Source organism: Paraflavitalea devenefica (assembly GCF_011759375.1).
Classification (GTDB): Bacteria; Bacteroidota; Bacteroidia; order Chitinophagales; family Chitinophagaceae; genus Paraflavitalea; species Paraflavitalea devenefica.
Genome location: NZ_JAARML010000010.1, coordinates 75,474 through 100,960, shown reverse-complemented (window position 1 = coordinate 100,960; position 25,487 = coordinate 75,474). Strand labels below are relative to the sequence as shown.

General features: G+C 47.6%; 15 protein-coding genes. 11 read left to right on the top strand and 4 right to left on the bottom strand.

Annotation, left to right across the window (positions count from 1 at the left end):
* Window positions 1–53 precede the first annotated feature (53 nt).
* Both HB364_RS32175 and HB364_RS32170 read left to right on the top strand, forming a co-directional pair.
* Complete coding sequence (locus HB364_RS32175; protein ID WP_167292561.1) at window positions 54–2,267, top strand: RCC1 domain-containing protein; 2,214 nt, start codon at window positions 54–56, stop codon at window positions 2,265–2,267.
* 221 nt (window positions 2,268–2,488) lie between these two features.
* A complete protein-coding gene (locus tag HB364_RS32170) occupies window positions 2,489–5,539 on the top strand; it encodes a beta-L-arabinofuranosidase domain-containing protein (protein ID WP_167292560.1) in 3,051 nt (1,016 codons plus the stop codon).
* A 79-nt stretch (window positions 5,540–5,618) separates the two neighbouring features.
* Here HB364_RS32170 and HB364_RS32165 read toward each other — a convergent pair whose 3' ends face one another.
* Window positions 5,619–5,984, bottom strand: coding sequence for a DUF2200 domain-containing protein (locus HB364_RS32165; protein ID WP_167292559.1), 366 nt, complete (start codon window positions 5,982–5,984; stop codon window positions 5,619–5,621).
* 239 nt (window positions 5,985–6,223) lie between these two features.
* Between HB364_RS32165 and HB364_RS32160 the strand changes: the two genes are divergently transcribed.
* Window positions 6,224–8,638, top strand: a complete 2,415-nt coding sequence (locus tag HB364_RS32160) for an ABC transporter permease (RefSeq protein WP_167292558.1) — start codon at window positions 6,224–6,226, stop codon at window positions 8,636–8,638.
* A 116-nt stretch (window positions 8,639–8,754) separates the two neighbouring features.
* Here the strand turns inward: HB364_RS32160 and HB364_RS32155 are convergent, their stop codons facing one another.
* From HB364_RS32155 to HB364_RS32145, 3 genes are all read right to left on the bottom strand, one after another.
* Window positions 8,755–9,615 (bottom strand): class I SAM-dependent methyltransferase, encoded by an 861-nt coding sequence (locus HB364_RS32155; protein ID WP_167292557.1) that lies wholly within the window; start codon window positions 9,613–9,615, stop codon window positions 8,755–8,757.
* A 176-nt stretch (window positions 9,616–9,791) separates the two neighbouring features.
* Window positions 9,792–10,151: a DUF4345 domain-containing protein gene (locus tag HB364_RS32150; protein ID WP_167292556.1), complete on the bottom strand. Its 360-nt coding sequence runs from the start codon at window positions 10,149–10,151 to the stop codon at window positions 9,792–9,794.
* Between the two features lie 137 nt (window positions 10,152–10,288).
* Window positions 10,289–11,305, bottom strand: a complete 1,017-nt coding sequence (locus HB364_RS32145) for a PD40 domain-containing protein (protein WP_167292555.1) — start codon at window positions 11,303–11,305, stop codon at window positions 10,289–10,291.
* 21 nt (window positions 11,306–11,326) lie between these two features.
* Between HB364_RS32145 and HB364_RS32140 the strand changes: the two genes are divergently transcribed.
* The 8 genes from HB364_RS32140 (at window position 11,327) to HB364_RS32105 (ending at window position 25,422) form a co-directional block, all read left to right on the top strand.
* Window positions 11,327–12,628 (top strand): hypothetical protein, encoded by a 1,302-nt coding sequence (locus HB364_RS32140; protein WP_167292554.1) that lies wholly within the window; start codon window positions 11,327–11,329, stop codon window positions 12,626–12,628.
* 73 nt (window positions 12,629–12,701) lie between these two features.
* Complete coding sequence (locus HB364_RS32135; RefSeq protein ID WP_167292553.1) at window positions 12,702–13,295, top strand: sigma-70 family RNA polymerase sigma factor; 594 nt, start codon at window positions 12,702–12,704, stop codon at window positions 13,293–13,295.
* A gap of 44 nt (window positions 13,296–13,339) precedes the next feature.
* On the top strand, window positions 13,340–14,629 hold the full coding sequence (locus HB364_RS32130) for a FecR family protein (protein WP_167292552.1): 1,290 nt from the start codon (window positions 13,340–13,342) through the stop codon (window positions 14,627–14,629).
* Between the two features lie 100 nt (window positions 14,630–14,729).
* Window positions 14,730–18,128, top strand: a complete 3,399-nt coding sequence (locus tag HB364_RS32125) for a SusC/RagA family TonB-linked outer membrane protein (RefSeq protein WP_167292551.1) — start codon at window positions 14,730–14,732, stop codon at window positions 18,126–18,128.
* A gap of 98 nt (window positions 18,129–18,226) precedes the next feature.
* Window positions 18,227–21,337, top strand: a complete 3,111-nt coding sequence (locus HB364_RS32120) for a SusC/RagA family TonB-linked outer membrane protein (RefSeq protein ID WP_167292550.1) — start codon at window positions 18,227–18,229, stop codon at window positions 21,335–21,337.
* 83 nt (window positions 21,338–21,420) lie between these two features.
* Window positions 21,421–23,061 (top strand): SusD/RagB family nutrient-binding outer membrane lipoprotein, encoded by a 1,641-nt coding sequence (locus HB364_RS32115; protein WP_167292549.1) that lies wholly within the window; start codon window positions 21,421–21,423, stop codon window positions 23,059–23,061.
* 204 nt (window positions 23,062–23,265) lie between these two features.
* Window positions 23,266–24,480, top strand: a complete 1,215-nt coding sequence (locus HB364_RS32110) for an endo-beta-N-acetylglucosaminidase H (RefSeq protein ID WP_167292548.1) — start codon at window positions 23,266–23,268, stop codon at window positions 24,478–24,480.
* A gap of 153 nt (window positions 24,481–24,633) precedes the next feature.
* Window positions 24,634–25,422 (top strand): alpha/beta hydrolase, encoded by a 789-nt coding sequence (locus HB364_RS32105; protein ID WP_167292547.1) that lies wholly within the window; start codon window positions 24,634–24,636, stop codon window positions 25,420–25,422.
* Window positions 25,423–25,487 lie beyond the last annotated feature (65 nt).

The following is a 25,487-nucleotide window of genomic DNA, read 5'->3' as shown; positions in this document are numbered from 1 at the left end:
CATTGGTACTACAGCCTCTTTACAAAAACTGCTTATACAAGGAAATTAACCAAATGAGAAAAATAATATTACAAATTACCGCCATCCTGGTAATAAGCATTACTGCAATGTTTGATGCATCAGCCCAATGCACTTATTTCACCAAAGTGGTGCCGGGCAGTTTAGGCGATTTTACCCTGGGCATTAAAAGTGATGGCAGTTTATGGGCCTGGGGGTATAATTTGTACGGGCAATTGGGCGACGGTACCACCACTAACCGGAATGTTCCTGTACAGATAGGCAGCGCCACCCATTGGGTATCGGTCAGTGCGGGTCTGGAATTTTCGTTGGGGGTTAGCAGCGATGGTAAATTATGGGCCTGGGGAAGAAATAATTTCGGGCAATTGGGCGATGGCACCACCACCAACCGGACTGCTCCTGTCCAAATAGGCAGCGCCACCAATTGGGTATCGGTGAGTGCCGGCACGGGTCATACTTTAGGCATTAAGAGTGATGGCAGTTTATGGGCCTGGGGATATAATTTGTACGGGCAATTGGGCGATGGCTCCAACTCCAATCAAACTGTACCCACCCAAATAGGCAGCGCCACCAATTGGGTATCGGTGAGTGCAGGTGCTTATCATTCTTTGGGCATTACCGCCGATAACAAGCTATGGGCCTGGGGATATAATGCGGATGGACAATTGGGAGATGCTTCCCATAACAATTCAGCAGTACCCATCCTGATAACCGTATTAGGCATTACTATCAATTGGGTATCGGTGAGTGCAGGCGGTTACCATTCATTGGGTATTTCAGACAATGGCAAGTTATGGGCCTGGGGACGTAATGAATACGGACAATTGGGCGATGGCACGCTCTTCGGTCGACTGGCACCCAGGCAAATAACCGCCATCACCAATTGGGTATCGGTGAGTGGAGGGGCCAGTCATTCCCTGGCTACTACTGCCGATGGCAAGCTACGGGCCTGGGGACATAATAACACCGGTCAATTGGGCGATGGCACCACCACCGATCATATAGCACCCACCCAAATAGGCAGCGCCACCAATTGGGTATCGGTGAGCGCAGGTGCTGCTCATACATTAGGCAATACAACTGATGGTAAAATTTGGGCCTGGGGATATAATTTCTACGGGCAATTGGGCGATGGCAGCACTATTACTAAACTCGTACCCACCCAATTAGGTTCCGCATCTGTCTTTACTGGCCTGGCAACTACAGGTAACACCGCCACTATGCAGCAGGGGCAATACAATATGTACAGCAATAGTTGTGCATTAATAGCCACGGTTAGCAACAATATTAGTTCGCTTTCACGCATTACAGGCAGCACTACTGCTACAGTGTGGGTAGAAAGCACCCAGCCCATCCAATTTGTAAAACGGCATTATGAAATTACACCGGCAACCAATGCCGCCACAGCAACCGGTAGAGTTACTTTATATTTTACCGATGCTGAGTTTGATGCTTTTAATACACAAGCTACAGCACCGGCATTGCTGCTGCCTGTTAGTACCGATGCTGCTGCCACTATCACTGCCCGCACTGCCAATCTGCGTATAGAAAAACGCGCAGGTACTAGTAGTGATGGCTCTGGCCTGCCCGCCACTTATACCGGCCCAGCCGTAACCATTGACCCTGCCGATGCAGATATTATATGGAACGGCACAGATAACCGTTGGGAAGTAAGCTTTGATGTAACGGGCTTTAGTGGTTTTTTTGTAACAACATCCACCACTACATTGCCGCTAACATGGCTTGCTGTTACAGGTAATATTAATACCCAACAGCAAGCTATTATCAGTTGGAAAGTGCAGGAACAACATGTTGCTGCCTATCAAATTCAAAGATCTGTTGATGGCAGAACATATAATAATGTGGGTACAGTAAACAGCAAAGGCGATGGCGAAAATAATTATTCTTTTACTGATGCCAATACAATAAGCGGCACAGCATACTATCGCATTTTGCAAACAGATATAGATGGAAAACGCAGCTATTCCAGGGTTATACCATTGCGTAGCACTATCAGTGGCAATGCGTTAGCAGCTATCTATCCCAACCCAATAACTGATATAGCTACTTTATCTGTGGGGGATCATTTATTGCATACCCAAGCATCCTTATTAAACCTGGATGGCAAGCTATTGCAGAAAATAAATATTCAGTATAATACTCAAACTATTAACCTGGGTGCATTGAAAAGCGGCATGTATTTATTAAAATTCCAGGATGGAGGATTTATTAAATTGGTAAAACAATAAACGGGCGGGAGAGTCCCTGAACTGACGTCTGAATGCTTTTATCTTTGCAATGAAGAACTCCGCGGAAGCGTTTGTACTCTTGTTGTCAAAGTAGTTCAATATAGGATACTTGTTAATATCATATGATTATTAGCTAAAATAGACTTATAGGAGCACACGGATTCTGCATAGTTTTATCGCCTTTAAATTCATCTCCTCTTATAGATGAAAACGATTTAAATATGAAAATGTACAAAGTATTCTTGCGTGTCCTCCTGTTTGTTGCTGTTTTGACCCAGGGTGTTAACATCGCTCAGGCACAAGACCAAATATTGGATGGGATCGGTGAAACAGGAATGATTGCACGCTATGTGTTTAACGGAGATCTGAAAGACTGGTCCCGCAATAATTTGCACGCCAAATTTCAGGGCGGCGAAGCCCAATTTGTCAATGACAACCGGTTTGGAAAGGTTTTGTCGCTTTCCGGGGATAACAATGCTTTTGTGACGATCCCGGGAGAAGCGTTAACAGATATAGAATCGCTCAGTATATCAGGATGGATATACTTGCGTTCGGAGCAACCTGGCCAACGTTTTTTTGATTTCGGGAAGGATGCCACCAAACATTTCTTTGCGGCCCCTGTTGGCACAAATGCCCAGAAAGGCTACCAGGCGTTGATAACAGGTAATAAAAACGGAGCGGTTTCTCCGGCTATAGAAACGAATAAGTGGGTTCATCTTGCCATAGTGATAGATGTTCCTTCAAAATCTATCATTACCTATGTGGATAGTAAGCCCGTGGGCGAGGCTAAGGATATTCCCAAGGAGTTATCAGACGTATTCGGTCAGCAGCCAGGAGAAAAACTGCTTTATATCGGAAAATCGTTAGTGCCGGGAGATCCCAATCTGAATGCCCTGGTACGTGATTTCCGTATTTACCGGGTGCCCCTGAGCAGTACACAGGTTGCCGGCATTTATAACAATTCCCGGAGAGGTATCAATCAAGGTTCGGTAAATACTACGGGTAGGCGTGCTGAAGATACCCTTCCTCGTTTTTCTCCTACTGAGGCACAGCTTTATAATGCATATTTAGTTAATGTATCCGATGTGAAGGTGGAAACAGCAGTAGGAGATCTGCCACGATTACCAAGTTATGTACCCGGAACTTACCAGCATAAAAAAGGTCCAAAAGTACGTGTGGTGTGGCCTGCAGCAATCGACAATACCGCTGTTCTTAAACCCGGCAATTATACGATTACGGGGCGTGTTGCAGGAACCAGTTTTCAACCAAAGGCATTTGTCACAGTAAAAGAAGCCAACAAATCAACTACGCCGGTTTTAAAGCTGCAGGCGTTTCATTTGGACCAGGTTTCTCTGAAAAATGATGCTCATGGCCACGAATCCAAATTCATCCAAAATCGCGATAAGTTTATACTAACATTAGCTAAAACCGATCCTAACTCTTTTCTCTATATGTTCCGTCATGCTTTTGGCCAGCAACAACCTGAAGGAGCAAAGCCTTTGGGTGTATGGGATAGCCGGGACACCAAATTAAGGGGGCATGCTACCGGTCACTACCTTACGGCCATTGCACAAGCCTATGCCGGCACAGGATATGACAAGGCGCTTCAGGCCAATTTCTCCCAAAAAATGGAGGTGATGGTAAATACCCTCTACGAGTTATCACAATTATCCGGAAAGGCTACAGCAGCAAGTGGCACGCATGTGTCAGATCCGGCGGCGGTGCCGCCTGGTCCCGGAAAATCAGACTATGATTCGGATCTTAGTGATGCGGGCATCCGTACCGATTATTGGAACTGGGGAACAGGATTCATCAGCGCTTATCCTCCGGATCAGTTTATCATGTTGGAAAAAGGAGCCAGGTACGGAGGACAGAAGAACCAGATCTGGGCGCCGTATTATACGTTGCATAAAATTTTGGCCGGCTTACTGGATGTATATGAAGTGAGCGGTAATAAAAAAGCCCTTGAAATAGCTAGTGGCATGGGTGATTGGGTATATGCCCGCCTGCGCAAGGTGCCAACGGACACGCTTATAAAAATGTGGAATACGTACATTGCCGGTGAGTTTGGAGGTATGAATGAGGCAATGGCCCGTCTGTACCGGATTACCGGTAAACCGGATCACCTGAAAACTGCGCAATTATTTGATAATATCAGGGTGTTCTTTGGCGATACACAACATTCGCATGGGCTGGCCAAAAATGTAGATCTTTTCCGTGGATTGCATGCCAATCAGCATATACCTCAGGTTGTAGGGAGTATCGAAACGTACCGGGCCACCAATAACCCGGAATATTACAAAATAGCCGATAACTTCTGGTATAAGATGGTCAATGATTATATGTACAGCATTGGAGGAGTTGCAGGCGCCCGTAATCCCAACAATGCGGAATGTTTTACCAGTGAGCCGGGAACATTGTATGAAAACGGCTTTTCTTCCGGCGGGCAGAACGAAACCTGCGCCACGTACAATATGCTGAAATTGACCAGCGACCTGTTTCTCTTCGATCAGCGGGGAGAGTACATGGACTATTACGAGCGTGGGTTGTACAACCATATCCTGGCTTCTGTAGCCGAGAATAGCCCTGCCAATACCTATCACGTACCGCTCAGGCCAGGGTCTGTCAAACAATTTGGCAATCCGAATATGACAGGCTTTACCTGTTGCAACGGTACAGCCATAGAGAGCAGTACCAAGCTGCAAAACTCCATTTACTTTAAAAGTAAGGATGACCAGGCGCTCTATGTCAATCTATATGTGCCCTCGACACTGGAATGGACAGAACGCAAAGTAACGGTGGAACAGACAACCAACTTTCCAAATGAAGACAACACCCGTCTGATGATCAAGGGTAGTGGAAAATTTGATATCCATGTGCGCGTGCCAGGCTGGGCTACCAAAGGATTCTTTGTGACCATCAACGGTAAAGCACAAAAGCTTCAAGCTAAGCCAGGCAGTTACCTGAAAATAAGCCGCAGTTGGAAAGATGGCGATGTTATAGAATTGAGAATGCCCTTTCAATTTCACCTGGACCCGGTTATGGACCAGCAAAACATAGCCAGTCTGTTTTACGGACCGATATTGCTGGCAGCCCAGGAGCCCGAAGCAAGAAAAGAATGGCGTAAAGTAACCCTGGATGCTAATGATATAAGCAAGTCAATTAAAGGTGATCCTCAGCAGTTACAATTCACCATTGATGAGGTGGTTTTTAAACCATTTTATGAATCATACGGGCGTCATTCTGTTTACCTGGATGTTAAGTTAAAATAGGCCTTGCCGTCAAAATGTTTGGGGCTGATCTTTTGGTCAGCCCCTTCTTTTTATCATCTTCGTAATGCAGTTCAACACGCTACGAGCCTCGCAAAATCTTCTCCATCTTCCTGCCCTTTGCCAACTCATCCACCAACTTATCCAAATACCTGGCCTTTTGTGTTAAAGGGTTTTCGATTTCCTCCACACGATATCCGCAGATAACACCTGTGATAAGGGAAGCGTTGGGGTTTAGCGAAGCACGTTGGAAGAACGTTTCAAAAGTTACTTTTTCTTTTATCAGTTCCTGCAGTTTCTTGTTATCGAAACCTGTTAACCACTGTATGACCTGGTGTAACTCTTCTTTTGTTCTGCCTTTCTTCTCCACTTTTTCGACATACATTGGGTAGACCGAGGCGAAGATCATTTTTGCGATACGCTGATTGTGTGTGTCGGAAGTGTTCATAGCTCGTATTTTAACGTTAATCTTTAAGTTAAAGTTACAGCAGGAAGACCGGAAAAAGAATCCGGTTAGCGTTATCAGATGTGTTATAAACGGACATCGGCATGTATCAAAATCGAACGGTGCTGTCTGCCACAGGTATATTTAATTAATTGATTAATAATGAGCTAGGAAATGGCATTTCTTGTGTTGAACATACGGAACGCTGCCTGTAGCAGCTTTTACCTGGTTAAAGCATAATTATGTTTTCAAGCTATTTTAAAGTCGCCTGGCGAAACATCACGAGGAACAAGGTTTATTCGCTGATCAACATCATGGGCCTGGCCCTCGGCATGGCAGGAGCTATCCTGCTGCTCCTGAACATCCGGCATGGACTCAGCGTTGATCAGTTCCACGAGCACAAGGCCAATTTGTACACGGCCTACAACCGGGGTACCGTCAATGGGCAGTTGGTTTCCTGGAATGCGACAGCCCCTCCCTTGGCCCCCGCCCTTCAACAGGAGTTCCCTGAAATAAAGAACATTGCGAGGCTGATGGGATCTTCCCGGCTCTTACGATACGCCGACAAGAAAATAAACGCACAGGGCAATTTCGTCGATCCTGCTTTCCTGTCGATGTTTAGTTTCTCTTTGCTACAAGGCAACGCGGCGACGGTCCTGGGCGACGCCAATGGGATCGTGCTCACCCAACAACTGGCGACAAAACTATTCGGCAGTGATGACCCGCTCAACAAAACGATCACCACACCTACCGGCGATAACTTCGTCGTTACCGGCGTACTCAAGGACCTGCCCGATAATACCCGGTTCAAATTTGAATACTTACTGTCCTATGGATACTTGCAGACAAATGGCCGGAACCCGGGAGACTGGAGACACATGAACTCCAACACTTTTGTGGAATTGCTGCCGGGTACACACATCGATGCCATGAATAAAAAGATCGCCGGCATCGCCGCCCGCAACAGCTCTTTGCTAAGCGGCCAACAGATCTTTCTCTACCCTTTCAACAAAGAATATCTCTATGGGAGGTTTGTCAATGGTAAGCCGGATGGCGGCCATATCGATAACCTGCGCATGCTGGGCGCGCTCGCGGGGATCATCCTCCTCATCGCCTGTATCAATTTCATGAACCTGAGCACCGCCCGCAGCGAGAAAAGAGCTAAGGAAGTGGGCGTGCGCAAGGTGATTGGCGCTGGCCGGAAGTCCCTCATCCTGCAATTCATCGGAGAATCCATCCTGATGGCAGTGCTGGCTGGCATCATCGCATTCATACTGGTTGAAATGGCTATCCCGGCCTTTAGTGCCCTGATCAATACAAAATTGAGCATTCCCTGGACATCGCCCGGTTTCTGGGCCATGGCCCTTGGGTTCGTGCTGCTGACGGGTTTGCTCGCGGGCAGCTACCCCGCGTTTTATTTGTCGTCCTTCAAACCGATCCGGGTACTCAAAGGTGTCCTGAAAAACACCAACGCCCGGAACTTCACCGGAGCTGCTTCGTCACGTTTCTTGCTGGTTCGTAACTTTCGGTGGCCCTCGGTTACTCCCAGGAAGATCCTGGTCGTACTGCAATTCGTCTTTTCGATCTTCCTCATCAATTTCACGATCATCTTTCAAAAACAGATACTGTACGGGCTTAACCGGGACACCGGCTTTGTAAAGGAGAACCTGGTGTTTCAGCCACTGACCGATGACCTGCAAAAGAGCTATACGGCTGTCAAAAATGAATTGATCAACTCAGGAGCAGCCTCCTCCGTTTGCACTTCCAATACAACGGTCACCAGTTATTCTGCTGAAGAGTCTGGTCTGAAATGGGCAGGCATGGACCCTAAGTCGAATCCCGCCTTTGTGCTGATGGAAGAAGCTGGCAATTTTATCCGCACCAACGGACTGACCCTCCTGGCAGGAAGGGATATCGACCTGGACCGCTATGCGGGCGACACGCTCTCCTGTGTGGTGAACGAAGCCAGCGTAAAGGTGCTGGGTTTCAAAGAACCCGTGGGACAGGTGATTATAGATGAAGACAAGCGCTGGAAGATCGTGGGTGTGGTAAAGGATTTCTTGATCGGTGATCCTGGTGAGGCCAGCAAACAGGTCCTCATCAAGGGGGGGAGGGGCAAGGGCTATTTAAGCATCCGGCTAAGCGCGAACCAGGGAACATTGCAGGCCGCACAACAAGCCGAGGCCATCCTCAAAAAATACAATACCAATTTCCTTACTGAAGTGCGTTTTGCAGATGAAGCTTATGCGGCAAAATTTAAACAGACCAAAAACACCGGCTCGCTGATCAATATCTTCGCGTTCCTCGCCATCTTTGTTTCCTGCATGGGGCTGCTCGGGTTGTCGGTCTATATGGCGGAGAACCGTACTAAAGAGATCGGCATCCGAAAAGTCCTGGGCGCCAGTGTGGCCAGTATCACTACTTTGCTGGCCCGAAGCTTTATCCAACTGATCCTGGTCGCCATCGTCATCGCCTCGCCGCTGTCATGGTTGTTCATGAACGACTTCCTGCTTCGGTTCTCCTACCGGACTAACCTAAATGCCTGGGTGCTGGTCGCTGCCGGAGCCGCGGCCATCGGGATCGCCTTGTTTACGATTGCCTTTCAAACCATCCGGGCGGCTACAGCCAACCCCGTGAAGAGCCTGAGAGCGGACTAGAGGGAGGGCCTCCCGCTTAAAGGATCGTCGCTGGCAATCTACTCCACCCGATACTAAACAATGAACCCTTCAGATCGTTGGATTTGAAGGGTTCTTTAGTTTAAAAGATCTTTTCCTTAACACGTGACCGTAACTCTCAGGAAAGTAGCCGGGATAGAAGTGGTATCCGGTTCGGTGCTTTTGTTTTGACTGTTAAACAGTTCTTCCAATTCACGCTGCAGTTCTACGGCCTTTCCACTCTTTTCGGCGGCTTCAAAGGCATTCATGGTAGGCCCATAATAATTCTTAAACCTGGCGACAAATTCTGTAGGAGGGAAGGGGGCATTAAATATATAGGTGTCTTTAGCGAATGATATATTTTCAGGAGATATACCTGCCTTTTGAAAGCGCTCAAGCACATGGCTCTCCACACCCCACAACATCGGGCTTACAAACCCTTCCGGAGGCGGCGGGGTATAGGCTGAACTGATCTTCAGGATCTGGGCTACGAGGGTAGGATCGCCAGGGATCCAGTTGCCCATGACGATTCTTCCGCCCGGGCGGGTGACGCGCACCATTTCTTTGGCAACATCAAATGGCTTTGGTGCGAACATGGCGCCAAAGATGCTGATCACCAGATCAAATGTCTTATCCTCCAGTCCCTGCAGATTCGTGGCATCTCCTTCCTGGAAAGTCACATTGGTGAGGCCTTCCGCTTGCGCCCGGAGATTACCGGCCTCCACCAGGTTCCTGGCAATGTCAACACCTGTTACCTTCGCGCCAAGTTTCGCTGCGGGAATGGCTGTAGTGCCATCTCCACAGCCCAGATCAAGTACCATAAGGTCTTTGGTAACACCCAGTCGGGCTACCAAAGCAGTCCCGCTTTCACGCATGGTTTCGGCAATGCGGGTAAAATCACCTTTTTCCCATAGCGCTTTGTTCGGATTCGGAGTAGCTTGCGTGGAAGCAGTGTCTTGTTGGATAGTTGAGTTGCTCATGTCGCTGATTTTTGAGATGAAGAATAGATACAGCTTTCGAAGGGCAAAAAAGGAGGGATAGGGATCCAATTTAGTACATTTTTCAGACATTCTTATGTCCATTGTTTTCTGTAACAGGTGTAGACTGGTAGCGCATTCCGGCTTTGGAGGCTGGGAGGGTCGCATAACTTTGCTAATCAGTTTCCATATTTCTTTAAGTTTTTTAACCCCCATATAGCAAGAGCCGACTCTAACACAAATCCAATTAAAAAATAAATGCCCGGAGCCCCGTCTAAAGCCAGGCTTACTAATCTGCCAAGCGCCAGCCCTCCCATAAAAGTAATATTGGTAATAGTTGCGGTGACCCATAATTTGGATTTAATAATGCCCATAATCCAAATCACGGACATGCCCAGGTATAAACCCATCATAGCCCTGAAAATATTTGCCAGGTTGATAGCGTCTACTTTAAAATCAAACAACAACGGCAGAATCATTTGCGGGTATAAACCATAGGCCAGCGCGATGGGTATGATAACAAGTATGGAGACGGTCAAATGCAGGTTCTTTGAAGCGGGGCGTATCAATGATTGTTCTTTTTGATGATTAAAATAACTTTATCGCTGTGCTACCATTTTTCATCCTTTTATAAGAAACGAAAGTACAGTTTTTTGCGGGCCATTAATGACGGCAGCTATTTCAGGTCTCCTGGCCTCAGGCGTGATAATAATTTATCGAAACGGACCCAATAAATAGTACAGTCTGCTTCATTGGTACCCTGGGTGTAAAACAGGTATTTCCCATCCGGCGTTACATATTGACCGAACCGATGGGCTAAGCCATTATTTATTTTATCACCCAGGCTTTGTGGAATGGTCCAGGTTTTATCTTTTTTCCGGAAACTGATCCAAAGTTCAGATTCAAAGTCTTTTGTTTCTTTAGCAGAAATAATAATATAAGATTCGTCCGGAGCTATAAAAAAGTCTCCATCAAAGCCAGGTGTATTAATCGCATTCCCTAAACTTGTTATAACCGTGTCTTTCCCGGCAATAGTCAATTGGCAAAAGTCATAGGTGCTCCAGTCTTTCTTACTTCCCTGGGTACCATTACTGCCCGTATAAAAAGTACCACTGTTGGTGGCTTGAAAGTTGTATAATCCGTAAGGTTTTTCTAACCATAGCGCTGGTTTTGACCAACCGGTTCCGGTTTTATCCAATACCCACACCCGGCCATTACTTCCGCCCAGGTATATTCTTTTATAATCAGGAGAAAAAGCCGGGTTGGTGATCTTTTCCGCAATAACTACCGGTTTTTGCCACTTTTGACCATTGAATTTAATTTCTTTAGTGCCTGAACCGCTGTCATCAAACCAATGGGCGGCAAAAGAGTAATAAAAGGCTTTACCATCTTTAGAAAAGGTTACCCTGCCCAGCACTATTCCCGAGTCTTTCAGTATGCCCTGGCCGAATATTTCAGGTTTGTCGCCTGGCGGATTTTGTCCTAAATAGGCCTGAGCGGTATTCCAGAAATGATCCTGGGCCTGAAGAACTGGCTGAAAACCCATCATAAGAAATGAAGTAATGAGGCCGGTAGCCAAGCACCTTTGGGACATTTTTTTCATTTTTGTTCTTTTTTGGTTTGAAATAATGAAAAACGAAGGTGGGCAAAGGGGTAAATATGGTAAATTCACAGCCTGTTCAAAGTGATTCAAGTTGAGTTCAAGTATAGATAAATGCTGCCAGAAGCTTATTATATCGCTAAATGCAAGGAAATAATCGAACAAAAGTTGGCGTGGGGTAAACATGATACCTGGCAAAGCCAGGACTTTGAAAACCTCAGTGAGAAAATTTTTGAGGAGACGAAGGTGATGCTGAGCAGCAGCACCCTTAAACGTATTTGGGGAAAGGTGCGTTATGATAGTATCCCGAACCGGGCTACCTTGGATGCCCTGGCGCAATTTATAGGGTATAAAAATTGGCGCGAATTTAAAAGCGCAGTATCTGAAACGGTAGGGGAGCAGGATGCGGGCACACCATCCAAAGGGCAGGAAGGGGATAGCTCATCAAAAGAAAGAAGCGTTAAGGGTACTGCCCCTGTGAGGATGCCTTTTAAAATCCTTCTTGCCGTTATTGTTACAGCGGCCTTGCTGGTCTTTGTCGGCCTGAAGATCAAAGAGCAACCAACTAACCACCTCTGGTATAAAGAGGTCCTTTTTTCGGGTAAACCGGTAACTTCCGGACTGCCTAACACCGTTATTTTCAACTACGACGCTTCCCATTCAAATGCTGACAGCGTTTTTATTCAGCAAAGCTGGGACCCCCGGAAACGCTTTAAAGTAGATAAACAATTGCATGAATATACCACTACCTATTACTATCCGGGATATTATAAAGCAAAGCTGATCTTAAACGATTCCATTGTAAAAGAACAGGATGTTTATATAGAGACAAATGGCTGGGTGGGGATTATTGAAAAGGCCCCTGTTCCGGTTTATTTGCCTTCAGCACTTTTTACTCGTCAATTAGGCATTACCAAGGCGCAATTATCAGCGCTGCAGATTGATTTTCAGTCAGCAGCACCTATTTTCTCCCTTACAAAAATGGACAAAGGCATTACCGTGAACAGTAGCAATTTATTGTTTGAGGTGCAATTACAAAACACTTATGACGAAAGTAATGCCATTTGTCAATATACAAACGTCCGGATCATGGGAACAAATGGTGTTATAGATGTTCCCTTGTGCAAACCAGGCTGTGTAGGAGAGGTTGGGTTGATGTTAGGAATGCAGTATATAGATGGTAAAACGCACGATCTATCGGGTTTCGGCGTCGATTTTTCAAAAAAGGTAAAGCTGAATTGCGCAACCAGGGATAAACACATCACTTTATCCATAGATGATAAAGTAGTTTATAGGGGCGATCTGAAGGATGATATGGGGAAAGTTGTTGGTATACAAATTAAATTCAATGGAACAGGTGTGGTTAGCCATCTTGAAATAAAGCAAAACAAATATCACCACCAACCGGCATCCTGAATCTTTCTTTCCTCCCGATGGTTCGTGTCCTCACGAACCATTATCTTTATTTGCAAAAAAAGGACTGCCGCCAGTGGATGCACGCGCTCAATTGCCCGACGAGCACTTATTATTTGCCCAGATAGCCGAAGGTAATGAAGCTGCTTTCCGGAAGGTGTTTCATTGCTATATGCCTTCCTTTTACGCCATGATCGTCCAGGTCACGAAGTCAGGCCCCGTTGCAGAAGATATCATCCAGGAAACCTTTTTGCGGCTATGGATCAACCGGGATAAGCTGAAAGAAATCCGCAACCCCCGGGCCTGGATCCTGCGGATCGCTTACCTGCAGGCTTTTACTTTCCTCCGCGATCAATCCATTCACCACAAAGCAGTAGCCAGGCTCGCTGCTGAGGAAACGAACCCGGCAGACACAGAGCTGTTGATGGCATTTAAGCATACGGAGGCGCTGATCAAAAAAGCGGTAGAAGAGTTACCTCCCCAGCAAAAAAAGGTATACAGGTTCAGCCGGGAAAATGGCTATAAAACAGAAGAGATAGCCCGTACCATGGGTTTATCGGAACAATCAGTAAAAAATACGCTCGTAAGGGCATTAAGATTCATCAGGGAATACCTGGAAAAGGCAGGACATGCGCTGTTACTGCTTTTTTTAATAATGGATAGGTACTAAACCGGTTCCAGCGCGTCTTTTATAACTATAAATGGAGTACGATCATGTTAAACGAAGCTCACTTACAAGCCTTATTGGAAAAAGCACTGGCCGGCCAGGCCAGTGACGAAGAGCTGCGTACGCTGGTGGAGGCGTTACAACATGATGAGAACCTGGCAGTAACGGAAGAGATCACTGCGTTGCTGAGCAAACGCAGTGCTGACCATATATTACCCGGCGAAGAACGGACAACAAAGCTGGCAGATGAAATACTGAAGGCCGACAAATTACCTGCGGCACAACCATTGCCTGCCCGGCGCAAAGCCGCGGTAGTAGCTTTGTGGAAAAAGATAGCTGCTGCCGCCATCATAGTGGGGATAGCGGTAACCGCCTTTTACCTCTGGCAAATAAACCGGCGGCCCGCAGATGCAGTGACAGGCAATACGGAAAAGAAGCAGGACGATGTCAATCCCGGTAATAATAAAGCCAGGCTGATCCTGGCCGACGGCTCCATCGTTGTACTGGACACTATTGCCAATGGAACATTATCTGTACAAGGCCATACCCGCATTGCCAAGCAGAAGGACGGGCAATTGTCTTATTCTTCTATAGAAACTGCACCGGCTAATAATGCTGCAGGGCCATTGTTCAATACGGTTGCTGTACCCCGGGGAGGACAATACCAACTCATCCTGGCAGATGGTACAGAGGTTTGGCTCAATGCCGCTTCTTCCCTGCGCTTCCCGGTGTCTTTTACCGGTAATGAACGCATCGTGGAGCTGGAAGGAGAAGGTTATTTTGAGGTGGCCAAAGATGCTGCCAGGCCCTTTGCGGTTCGCACAAAGCGGGCGGATGTACAGGTGTTGGGTACCCATTTCAATGTATGCGCTTATCCGGAAGAGGATTGGAAAACCACTTTGCTGGAAGGGAAAGTGAAGGTAGTGAGTGGTGAGTGGTCAGTGGTAAGTGGAAAACCAGCAATGGATCCTGCAAACAGACGTGAGTTCCGCCAACAAGCAGAAGCAATACTTGAACCCGGACAGCAAGCCATCATATCCTCCTTGTCCTCTCCATCCAATCAATCCTCCTCAATCCTGGTTCAGACAGCCGATATAGATGAAGCGATTGCCTGGAAAGAAGGCTATTTTCAATTTAACGATGCCAGCATAACAGCCATCATGCACCAGGTATCCCGCTGGTATGATGTAGACATTGTGTATAAGGAGGCTGCCACCAGGGCAAGGTTCAATGGAAGGATAAACAGGGCCATCAGGCTTTCCGGTGTGGTCAATGCCCTGAAGGAGGGAGGCATCAATTGTACGATAGAACAGAACCGTTTATTGGTTTACCCTTAGCGGGTATGCAGGGCGATAAAAATGATGTTTTTTTATGGTAACAGGCCCAAAAGATATAAATTGCTGAGGCTGTATGTATTTCGTTCTGTAAACTGCCGGAATGCGGGTCAATATTGCTTTGCTCACTATCTTACTGCTGCTGCTACGCCTGGACTCCTTTGCCCAGAAAATTACTATTGTTCAAAAGAACATCCCGCTCGGTAAAGTATTTAACCTCGTACAAAAACAAAGTGGCCTGTCGCTCTTCTACGACAGCCGGCTCATCAAAAACGATAAGCGGATTGATATTGATCTGCGCGATGCTTCTGTTGAAATGGTCATGGATTATTGCCTGAAAGACCTGCCTTTTACCTATGTGATTACCGATAATATCATTGTCATCAAAGAAAAAGAGTCGCCGGCTGCAGATCGAAATGGACTGTATGCTATTAAAGGTATGATAACAGGTAAAGATAGCCTGCCGCTTCCCGGCGCTTCGGTGATGCTGAAAGAAATAAAACGGGCCGCCCAAACTGATACCACAGGCAATTTTGTGGTAGAACATGTGCCGCCGGGCGCCTATACCCTGATCATCTCCTTCGTTGGATACGAGACGGTCCATAAAACGATCAGCATTACAGACCAAATGCCTGTTGTGCAGGTAAAGCTGATAAAGCTGGACGACCGCCTGGATGAGATCACCGTTACAGCGCTGGGTCTCACCCGCAAAACCCGTTCATTGACCTACTCCACACAGAAGGTGACCAATGAAGATTTTACGACCGTGAAAAATACCAATATCCTCAACAGCCTTAATGGCAAGGTGAGTGGTATACAGGTAAACCGTACTTCCGGCGGTGCGGGCGGCTCTGTGCGGGTGGTGCTGCGCGGCGATAAGTCCACCCGCAATAGCCAGCCGTTGTATGTACTGGATGGCTTGCCTATTGTGAACCCTGTCGGAGGGCCATTGGCAGGATTGTACAATGATGTGCCCGATGCCGGCGATATTGTGAGTACCATCAATCCCGACGATATTGAAAGTGTAAGTATCCTGAAAGGCGCTGCCGCATCGGCATTGTATGGCAGCCAGGGCAGCAATGGGGTAGTGCTCATCACCACCAGGAGTGGCCAGTCCGGCGCGACCAGGATCAATGTATCCAGTAGCGTTACGGTTGAGCAACCCATGATCTTTCCGGAAACGCAATACAATTACCGCCAATCGGCTGCCGCCGACGCTACCAGTCCCGGCAGCGAAGATAGCTGGGGCAGCAAAGAGGCGGCGATGCCCGGCAGGCAGGATGTGAAGGATTTTTTTCAAACCGGCATCACATTCATTAATGGCATCAGCATTTCCGGAGGCACCCCAAAGTCTTCCCAATATGTGTCTTATTCCAATACCAGCAACCAGGGCATTTTACCTTCCAGTAATTTTAAACAACATACCCTGAGCTTCCGGCAAACCGGGAAGTTTATCAATGATAAGCTGGTGGTGGATGGCAGCTTCGTGGGCAGTATCCAGCGTGCACACAACAGGCTCACGCCGGGCATCTACTTTAATCCACTTACAGGGTTATATTTATTTCCGCGCGGACTTGATTTCAACAACTTTAAGAATTATGAGTATTTCTCCCCAACCCGTTACCTGTATGCACAAAACTGGTGGAACATCAATTATGATAAAGACCAGGCCAATGGTGGTGGCTGGGGCGGACAGGATTATCAGCAGAACCCTTATTGGGTCATGTACCGCAATCCTGTTCAAAACCGGAACCAGCATGCCTACCTGTCTGCTTCACTGAAATACTATTTATGCAATGGCTTCACCTTGCAGGCCCGCGGTTATTTCAATCATTTCATCAATGAGTATGAGCGGGATATTTTTGCCACTACGCAGGCTACATTGGCAAAATTTAATGGCGCCTTACATGCAATGAGGACCACCAATACTACGGGCTACGGAGATGTATTGCTGAGTGGTAGCAGCAAGTTGGACCATAACTGGGAGTTGAATTTTACAGCAGGCGCTTCCATACAGCAACATGCCGGCAAAATGCTGTCGGTAAATGGTTCTCCCACCGTGCCGAATGTGTTCCTGGAATCGGCCCTCGATAAGAATACCATTGATATACGCAACTTCGATGAAAAGACGGGTAGCCCTGCGCAGAAACAAGTGCAGTCTGTATTTGGTACGGTACAGGTGAATTACCAGAATAAATTATTCCTGGACCTGTCCGACAGGAATGACTGGTCATCCACCCTTGCCTATACGCCTTCCGAAAACAGCGGGTATAACTATTTCTCTGCCGGCGTGGCCGTTGTGCTCAATGAAGTATGGCGGTTGCCGCTCATCTTCGATTACCTTCGCCTGCGCGCTTCTTATGCAGTGGTGGGTAACGATATTGCCGCTTTCAGCAGTTATCCCTTATATACATTTACCATGGGCAATGCCACGTCCCCGATAAGCGCTCCCATTACATCCATGCCCGGCCTTGGCCTCAAGCCGGAGCAGAACAGATCGCTGGAACTGGGCCTGCAATGGAAAGCCGTTCAAAACAGGCTGCAACTGGATGTTGCCTGGTACCAATCGAATATCGTAAACCAATACTTTAGAAGTGTAACATTGCCGCCGGGCCTCGGCTCAGGCGGCTACGCAGATATTAACAGTGGCAATATCCGCAATAGGGGTATAGAAGCCACCCTGCGCTATAAGGTAATTGAAACAAAAGCTTTTGAATGGACAACCACCTTCAATATCTCGCACAACAGCAATAAAGTCATTGAATTGTTTGATCCTGCTGTTGTTCCCAATTCAACGCCCAATCAATTGTATCGCCTGCAGGGTGGTACCGGCGGGTACGATGGCATATTGAAGCAGGGAGGATCGTATGGGGATATCTATGGCAGCGGGTTTCAAAGAGATGCAGCCGGCCACATTATTGTGGCCGCGGCTACAGGGCTTCCTTACCTGGTAGATAACCTGTATTTAGGCAATCCCAATCCAACCCTCATCGTTGGCTGGCAAAATAGTTTTTCCATAAAGAACTGCACAGTCAGTTGGTTGATAGATGGGAAATTTGGCGGCAGGGTACTCAGTATTGCTGAAAGTTATATGGACCAGTTCGGCGTAAGCCGGAGAACGGGTGAAGCCAGGGACCAGGGAGGACAGGTATACCTGCAGCATGCAGTAGATGAAACCGGCGCGCCCTGGAAAGGTAGCGTGGAGGCGGAGCGCTATTATAAATACATAGGAGGTAAAACCCCGCTTGCAGAAGCGTACATGTATGATGCCACTGCCATCCGCCTGCGAGAGCTGGCCATTGCTTACAGGCTGCCGCTGCGCAATAAGAAGATCGGCGATATGCGCCTGGGTATAATTGGTCAAAACCTGCTTTTCCTGTTGCGCCATGCACCCTTCGATCCTGAGCAGGTGGCAGGCGTTAATCCCGGTGGCGTAGGTGTAGATGTTTTTGGCCTGCCTGCTTACAGGAGCATTGGTCTCAGCTTTCAATACACCTTGTAAAGAAAGCCGGTTGATTTTTTTTTACAACCAATAGGTACTGTTTTTCAGGCAGTGCGTCTTTTGGAGGATTAAACATCAAACCTCTAAAATGATTGCTTATGAAACGACTTCTCCCCGGTTTCCTGCTACTATTTTCCTTACAGGCTTTTACCCAGGGCCGCACCGTCTCTGGTGTAGTAACAGACTCCTTAGGTAAGGCGATAGCCGCGGCCAGCATTAAAGCTAAGAGCAGTGGCGCCGGAACAGCCACCAGTGATAATGGCCGGTTTACCCTTGTGATCGGCGAAGGTGATTCATTGGAGATCACTTCCACAGGCTATGCAAGAAAAGTAATAGCCGTAAATGCCAATACGAATGCACTGACCATTGTGCTCAGCACGGATGCCCGGAACCTCGAAACGGTAGTGGTTACCGCGCTGGGCATCACCCGCAAATCCCGCTCCCTTACTTATTCTACCCAGGGCATAGGCTCCGAAGACCTGAATACGGTAAAGAATACCAATGTGCTGAACAGCCTGAATGGTAAAATAGCAGGTGTTCAGGTAAACCGTACTTCGGGTGGTGTGGGCGGTTCTGTACGCGTGGTGCTGCGGGGCGATAAATCTACCCGCAACAGCCAGCCCCTCTATGTAATAGATGGCTTGCCAATTGTCAACCAGATCGGCGGGCCCGATCCGGGCCTTTACAACGGCGCACCCGATGCCGGTGATATCTTAAGTACCATGAACCCGGAAGACATTGAATCCATGAGCGTTTTGAAAGGGGCCTCTGCCTCCGCGCTCTATGGCAGTCAGGGTAGCAACGGCGTTATCCTCATCACTACCAAAAAAGGCAAGTCAGGCACTGCCCGGGTCGATTTCTCCAGCAGTGTCACCATCGACAAAGTGTCTGTATTGCCCAAGCTGCAATATGATTATAAGCAAACCACCGCGCCGGATGCTACCAGCCCGGGCACGGAAGACAGCTGGGGTGCCAAAGGGGCCACTAATACCTCCGGCGATTATGTAAAGGATTTTTTCCAGACAGGTATTACTTTCATCAATAGCCTTAGCCTGACTACCGGCAACGAGCGGTCGTCCAACTATATCTCTTATTCCAATACCGATAATAAAGGTATCCTGCCTACCAGTACCTTTAAACAGCATACCCTGACCTTTAGGCAAACCACTAAACTGCTGCAGGATAAGCTGGTATTGGATGGTGTCTTTACCGGCAGTATCCAGAATGCGCACAACCGTATCACGCCGGGTATCTATTATAATCCGCTTACGGGTTTGTATCTGTTCCCGCGGGGGCTTGATTTCAACAGTTTTAAGAACTATGAGTATTTCTCTCAAACCCGTTACCTCTATGCGCAAAACTGGTGGAATATCAACTATGATAAAGACCAGGCCAATGGCGGCGGCTGGGGTGGACAGGATTATCAACAGAACCCTTATTGGGTCATGAACCGGAATACCGTTGATAACCGCAACCAGAACGTATATGCTTCCGCTTCGGTGAAATACCTGATCGCTCCCTGGCTCAACGTGCAACTAAGGGGTAATATCAATAATTTCATCAACGATTACCAGCGCAATATTTACGCCACCACGCAAGGTACGCTGGCCCGCTTTAATGGGAACCTGAATACCACCAAAACCAATACCACCACTATGTATGGCGATATTTTGCTGAGTGGGGATAAGGAAATTAACAGCGACTGGGGCGTGAATTTTACCCTCGGTTCTTCCATACAGGATCAAAAGGGTAAGATGCTTATCGTGAATGGTTCACCCACGGTGCCCAATGTGTTCCTGGAATCTGCTTTGGACAAAGCGACGATTGATGTACGCAATTATGATATCAATGGTAATGTGCCGGCGCGCAGGAAAATACAATCTGTATTTGGCAGTGTGCAGCTCAATTACCAGAATAAGCTGTTCCTTGATTTCAGTGACAGGAACGACTGGTCATCAACCATGGCCTTTACGCCTTCTAAAAAGAAAGGATATAATTACTTCTCTGTGGGAGCCAGTGGTGTGCTGAGTGAGTTGTTGAAACTACCGGCGGTGATTGATTTTGCCAAACTGCGCATATCTTATGCAGTGGTAGGTAATGATGTGGCTGCCTTTTCTGCCAATCCGTTGTATACCTTCAATATGGGCGGCATTGCGAATCCTCCGGCCAGCTATCCGGTCAGTACTGTACCAGGGTTGGACCTGAAACCGGAAAAGAATAAATCATTCGAGATCGGTACGCAATGGGCTTTCCTGCACAACAGGCTTACATTCGACTTTACCTGGTACAAGTCCAATACCTCCAACCAGTATTTCAGTGGCATTTCATTGCTGGCAGGCGTTACAACCAAGTCTGATATCAATGCAGGCAATATTGAAAATACGGGCGTTGAAGCGTCTTTATCCTATAAGGTATTTAATACGAAGAAGTTTAATTGGGTAACTACTGTTAACTTCTCTCATAACAAGAACAAGATTGTAGAATTGTTTGATCCTGCTATTGTAAGTGTAAATAAAGATACAAGATATACACTGGGCAGTAGCGGCGGTTATACCATGCTGAAGCAGGATGGTTCTTTTGGCGACCTGTATGGCCGTACTTTCCAAACAGACAATGCGGGCCGTGTGATCGTGAATGCCACTACACACCTGCCTTTATTTGTAGACAGCCTCATCGGCAATCCTAATCCGAAGGCCATTGCCGGATGGAACAATACCTTCACCTATGGTCGTTTCTCCCTGAATGTACTGGTAGATGGCAAGTTTGGCGGTAAAGTGCTGAGCATTACACAGGGTTACCTTGATCAGATGGGTACCAGCAAAACGACCGGCGATGCCAGGGATAATGGTAATACTGTAGCGATCTCCAATGCAGTAGACGAAAGCGGCCATGCCTGGAGCGGCACCGTGGATGCCCAAACCTATTATAAATATATAGGCGGCAAAACACCTGCCGGAGCCGCTTACACCTATAGTGCTACCGCGGTAAGAATGCGCGAGATCTCCATTACCTATCGTATTCCCGTAGATGGTAAAATAGTGAAAGACCTGCGCATAGCAGCTATCGGCAATAACCTCTTCTTTTTTAAGAAGGACGCACCTTTTGATCCCGAACAGGTGGCTGGTGTAAATGCCGGAGGGGTAGGTATTGATGCCTTTGGCCTGCCAGCTTACAGAAGTTATGGCCTCAGCCTGAAATGTACCTTTTAACAAGTGTTGAAGAGGGGCGTCCCGTACCTCAGTCGGGACGGCTCACCCTGGTCTAAGAACATAAAAACTAAATGAATTAAACCATGTTAAAGACATCTTTATATAAATTAACCGCTGCCTGCGTTGTAACAGCTTTGCTGGGAACGGGCTGTACAAAAGATTTCGATGAAACCAATACCAACCCGGCTGGTGTGAAGCCCGACGTTTTCCTGGCCGATTTCCAGGCTGTTATTCTTCCCCTGCAGAATGCACAACGCAGCCTGGTGCATTATATAAACTGGCAGTACCAGTTGCAGCAAAACCTCAATGCGGACATTTACAGCGGCTACATGATGAGCCCCACGCCGTTTAACGGGGGGAATAACAACAGTAACTATTTCATGATGGATGGCTGGAATGAATGGGTATTGAACATTGCTTATGATGGTGTGATGCAGGCCAACGCCGATTATGAAAAATTCAGCAAGCAATATACTTCGGCCGATCTGACGGATGCTGCCGCCATGGCGAAGATCCTGAACGTAGTTGAAATGCACAAGGCCGCAGATATTTTCGGCCCGGTGATCTATTCAAAATTCGGCAAACCCAATGCCGACCTTTCTGTGGATTACGATTCCCAGCAGGATGCTTACAAAGCATTCTTTGCCGACCTGGATGCCGCGGCCGCCGGCCTGAAGCCTTATGTGGATGGTACCAAGAAGGTAGGTACTGCTTTTAAAAAGGCAGATATGATCTTTGGTGGCGATGCTGGCAAATGGCTGAAGTTGGCCAATACCTTAAGACTGCGCCTCGCATTGCGCATTGTATATGCAGATGCAGCCACCGCCAAACTACAGGGCGAAAAAGCATTGGCTGCCGCCAGCGGCGGACTGCTGGAAGCTGTCAGTGACAATGCATTGGTGACGTATGGTACGGAAAGCCCGATCGGTGCTATCATCAATGACTGGGATGATACACGTGCCGGAGCGCCCCTGAGCAGCTTCCTGAATGGTTATAGTGACCCGCGGATCTCCCATTACCTCGCACCGGCTTCCGATGCAGCAGTGGCTGGCCAATACATTGGCATCAGGAATGGTGTGGCGATAGATGCGAAAGCACGTTATGCCGGTTATTCAAAGCAGGTGGCCAAGTCGGCCAATGGCGACTACTTCGATAAAGCCGGTGGCAAAGCCAAGATCGCTACCTCGGCCGAAGCATGGTTCTTAAAAGCAGAAGCTGCTTTGAGAGGCTGGGCCAATGCGGGCGATATGCAAACGGCTTATGAAACCGGTATTGACCGCTCTTTTGAAGAGTGGGCCGCTGGTTCCGCTACGGCCTATAAAGCGGATGCTGTAAAGACAGCGGCGCCTTATGTAGACCCGAAAGCACAAACCCCGGGCGCCAATAATGTACCAGCCGGTAACGCTAATTTAAGTACGATAACCATAAAGTGGGATGCTGCCGGCAGCACAGAACAAAAGCTGGAACGGATCATCACCCAAAAATGGCTGGCATTATATCCCGATGGGCAGGAAGCATGGTCAGAGTTCCGCCGTACAGGCTATCCCAAACTGTTCCCGGTGGTGGTCAACAATAGCAATGGCACAGTTACCGGGTTTATCGAGCGTTTACCTATCCCGTCCAAATTTAAGAACAGCAATAAGGCGGGTTATGACAAGGCCATCGCCACACTGGGTGGACCGGATAATCCGGGCACCAAAGTATGGTGGGATAAGAAGCCTTAATTAGCCACAATTCTTCAACGAACATACAGCGCAAGTGAAGCCCGGACCCGTTTCGGGCTGGGCTTCACTTATTCATACCCCGGCCTGTATTAATTCACCTGAAAATATATTGCCTATGGTAAGACGCTGAACCTGCATCTCGCTCGCAACTTTCCTTATTCTATTATTCTAAAAACCACTTTTATGGTAAACCTATTCTATTTAATGAGAAAAAATGCTATTGTACTATTGCTTGCAACGATTACTCTCCTGACTTATTCCTGTAAAAAGGGCCTGCCTGAAAATCCAGCCAAAGCGCCCAACTCCCCGGATGATGAAATAGCCCTCAACGCAGTGGGCGTGAGCGGTCCAAAAAGTGTAGTGTATGTAGAAGTGAACAGCAATGATTTCAGTAATGTGGGCAAATATTCCCTCGCCACCGGCCAGCCGCTTTTTGATATTGGGATCATCTTCGCGGCAAACATCAATTACAATACTTCCACCCAGGCGGCCTACCTGTATTTTAACCCGCAGGTAACCACTGTGCTCAATAACCGGGCCACTACCATTCAGCCTTTACAGGCTAAAGGCATCAAGGTACTGCTGTCTATTTTAGGCAATCACCAGGGCGCCGGCTTCTGCAATTTTCCCAACCAGGCCGCTGCCCAGGCCTTTGCCCAGCAATTGGCCAATGCGGTGACTACCTATGGTCTTGATGGCATTGATTTTGACGATGAGTATGCCGACTACGGTGTCAATGGTACGGGCCAGCCCAATGCCAGCTCATTCGTTTACCTGATAACCGCATTGCGTCAGTTGATGCCCAATAAGATCATTTCGTTTTATTATTACGGTCCCGCTGCTTCGCGGTTGTCCTACAACGGGGTAACCGTAGGCTCGCAGATCAACTATAGCTGGAATGCCATTTATGGTTCCTTCTCCGTGCCCAATGTGCCGGGCCTTACTGCTGCCAGCCTGGGTCCCGCAGCGATCAACATAACAGCCACCAGCGCTTCCACAGCCACTTCCTTAGCCACACAAACGGTGAATGGTAACTATGGAGTTTACCTCTGCTACAATTTGCCCAACAATGATGTGTCGGGTTACCTAACTAATGTGAGCAATGTATTGTATGGGCAGTCTACAGTGTATAATTCGGGTACCGGTACTACCGGTGTGAAATTTTACCAGCATATCAACAATGGAGGAACGGCCACCAGCAGTATACCGAAGGGCAATTACACGCTGTCGCAATTACAGGCTTATGGCTTTGTCAACGACTGGGCTTCTTCCGTCACTATCCCGGCGGGGTGGACGGTGATCATGTACTCCAATAATAATTTCGGCGGTACTTCCTGGACCCTCGCGTCCAGCAATGCCAACTTCACCGCGCTGTCGCCCAATGCCAATGATGTAGTCTCTTCAGTACGGATCCAATAAATAGTAGTTTATGCAATCATGGCCCTGCTCTTCTGAGCGGGGCTTATTGCATTCGGGATAACCAGTGCGATGAATTATACAACATTTCCCCCGGATTATCTATTGAGGCAGCAGAATACGGTAAGTAGCTTTGAAGGGTAAAAATAAACCCACATGTCATCCATCACTTCAAAAACTGTTATGTTCGTTACCGGCGCCTTTGTCATTCACCGCGGCTGGGACGACTGGATCAAATACTTCGAAAGCAAAGGCTACAAAGCCATTGCGCCACCCTGGCCTTATAAAGATGGGAATACAGCGCAGGAATTACGCGACCGTCAGCCTAATGACCTTTCGCTGGCTACCCTTACTTTAAAAGAAGTGATTGATTCCTATGCAAAACATGCTCAAAGCCTGCCCGAAAAACCCATCATCATCGGTCATTCACTGGGCGGCATGATGACGCAGGTACTCGTTAACCGTGGATATGCAGCCGCAGGCGTAGCCATCCATCCTGTACCGCCATTGGGTGTATTCCCGTATGAGTTCTCCTTCCTGAAAGCCGGCTGGAAATCGCTGGGACTGTTTACTTCCCTTAAGAAAACCTATTTAATGTCTTTAAAAGACTGGCAATATGCGTTTGTGAACGGCATGCCGCTGCATGAGCAAAAAGCTACCTGGGAAGCCAATACCATTCCCGAATCCAAAACGGTGGCCCGGGGCGGATTGAGTTCCATGGCCAAACTGGATTGGAAAAAGCCGCACGTGCCCTTACTCATCACTTCCGGCAGTGAAGACAATATTATCCCTCCCCACCTGAATTACAGGAATTATAAGGCATATAAACAGAATGGTTCCATCCTTGAATACAAGGAATTCAAAGGGCGCAATCACTATGTATTGGGACAATCTACCTGGAAAGAAGATGCAGATTATATATTGGATTGGCTGGCTAAATTGTAGGAAGGCCTTTAAATTGTAGGAAAGACTTGTTTTCGACTCAAACGTAATAATCAATAATTGTTAAT

Coding starts and splice junctions, on each gene's coding strand:
- HB364_RS32165 (WP_167292559.1), bottom strand. CDS start 5,984: ATGAACACTTCCGACACACACAATCAGCGTATCGCAAAAATGATCTTC.
- HB364_RS32155 (WP_167292557.1), bottom strand. CDS start 9,615: ATGAGCAACTCAACTATCCAACAAGACACTGCTTCCACGCAAGCTACT.
- HB364_RS32110 (WP_167292548.1), top strand. CDS start 23,266: ATGAGAAAAAATGCTATTGTACTATTGCTTGCAACGATTACTCTCCTG.
- HB364_RS32125 (WP_167292551.1), top strand. CDS start 14,730: ATGCGGGTCAATATTGCTTTGCTCACTATCTTACTGCTGCTGCTACGC.
- HB364_RS32170 (WP_167292560.1), top strand. CDS start 2,489: ATGAAAATGTACAAAGTATTCTTGCGTGTCCTCCTGTTTGTTGCTGTT.
- HB364_RS32130 (WP_167292552.1), top strand. CDS start 13,340: ATGTTAAACGAAGCTCACTTACAAGCCTTATTGGAAAAAGCACTGGCC.
- HB364_RS32120 (WP_167292550.1), top strand. CDS start 18,227: ATGAAACGACTTCTCCCCGGTTTCCTGCTACTATTTTCCTTACAGGCT.
- HB364_RS32175 (WP_167292561.1), top strand. CDS start 54: ATGAGAAAAATAATATTACAAATTACCGCCATCCTGGTAATAAGCATT.
- HB364_RS32115 (WP_167292549.1), top strand. CDS start 21,421: ATGTTAAAGACATCTTTATATAAATTAACCGCTGCCTGCGTTGTAACA.
- HB364_RS32160 (WP_167292558.1), top strand. CDS start 6,224: ATGTTTTCAAGCTATTTTAAAGTCGCCTGGCGAAACATCACGAGGAAC.
- HB364_RS32105 (WP_167292547.1), top strand. CDS start 24,634: ATGTCATCCATCACTTCAAAAACTGTTATGTTCGTTACCGGCGCCTTT.
- HB364_RS32140 (WP_167292554.1), top strand. CDS start 11,327: ATGCTGCCAGAAGCTTATTATATCGCTAAATGCAAGGAAATAATCGAA.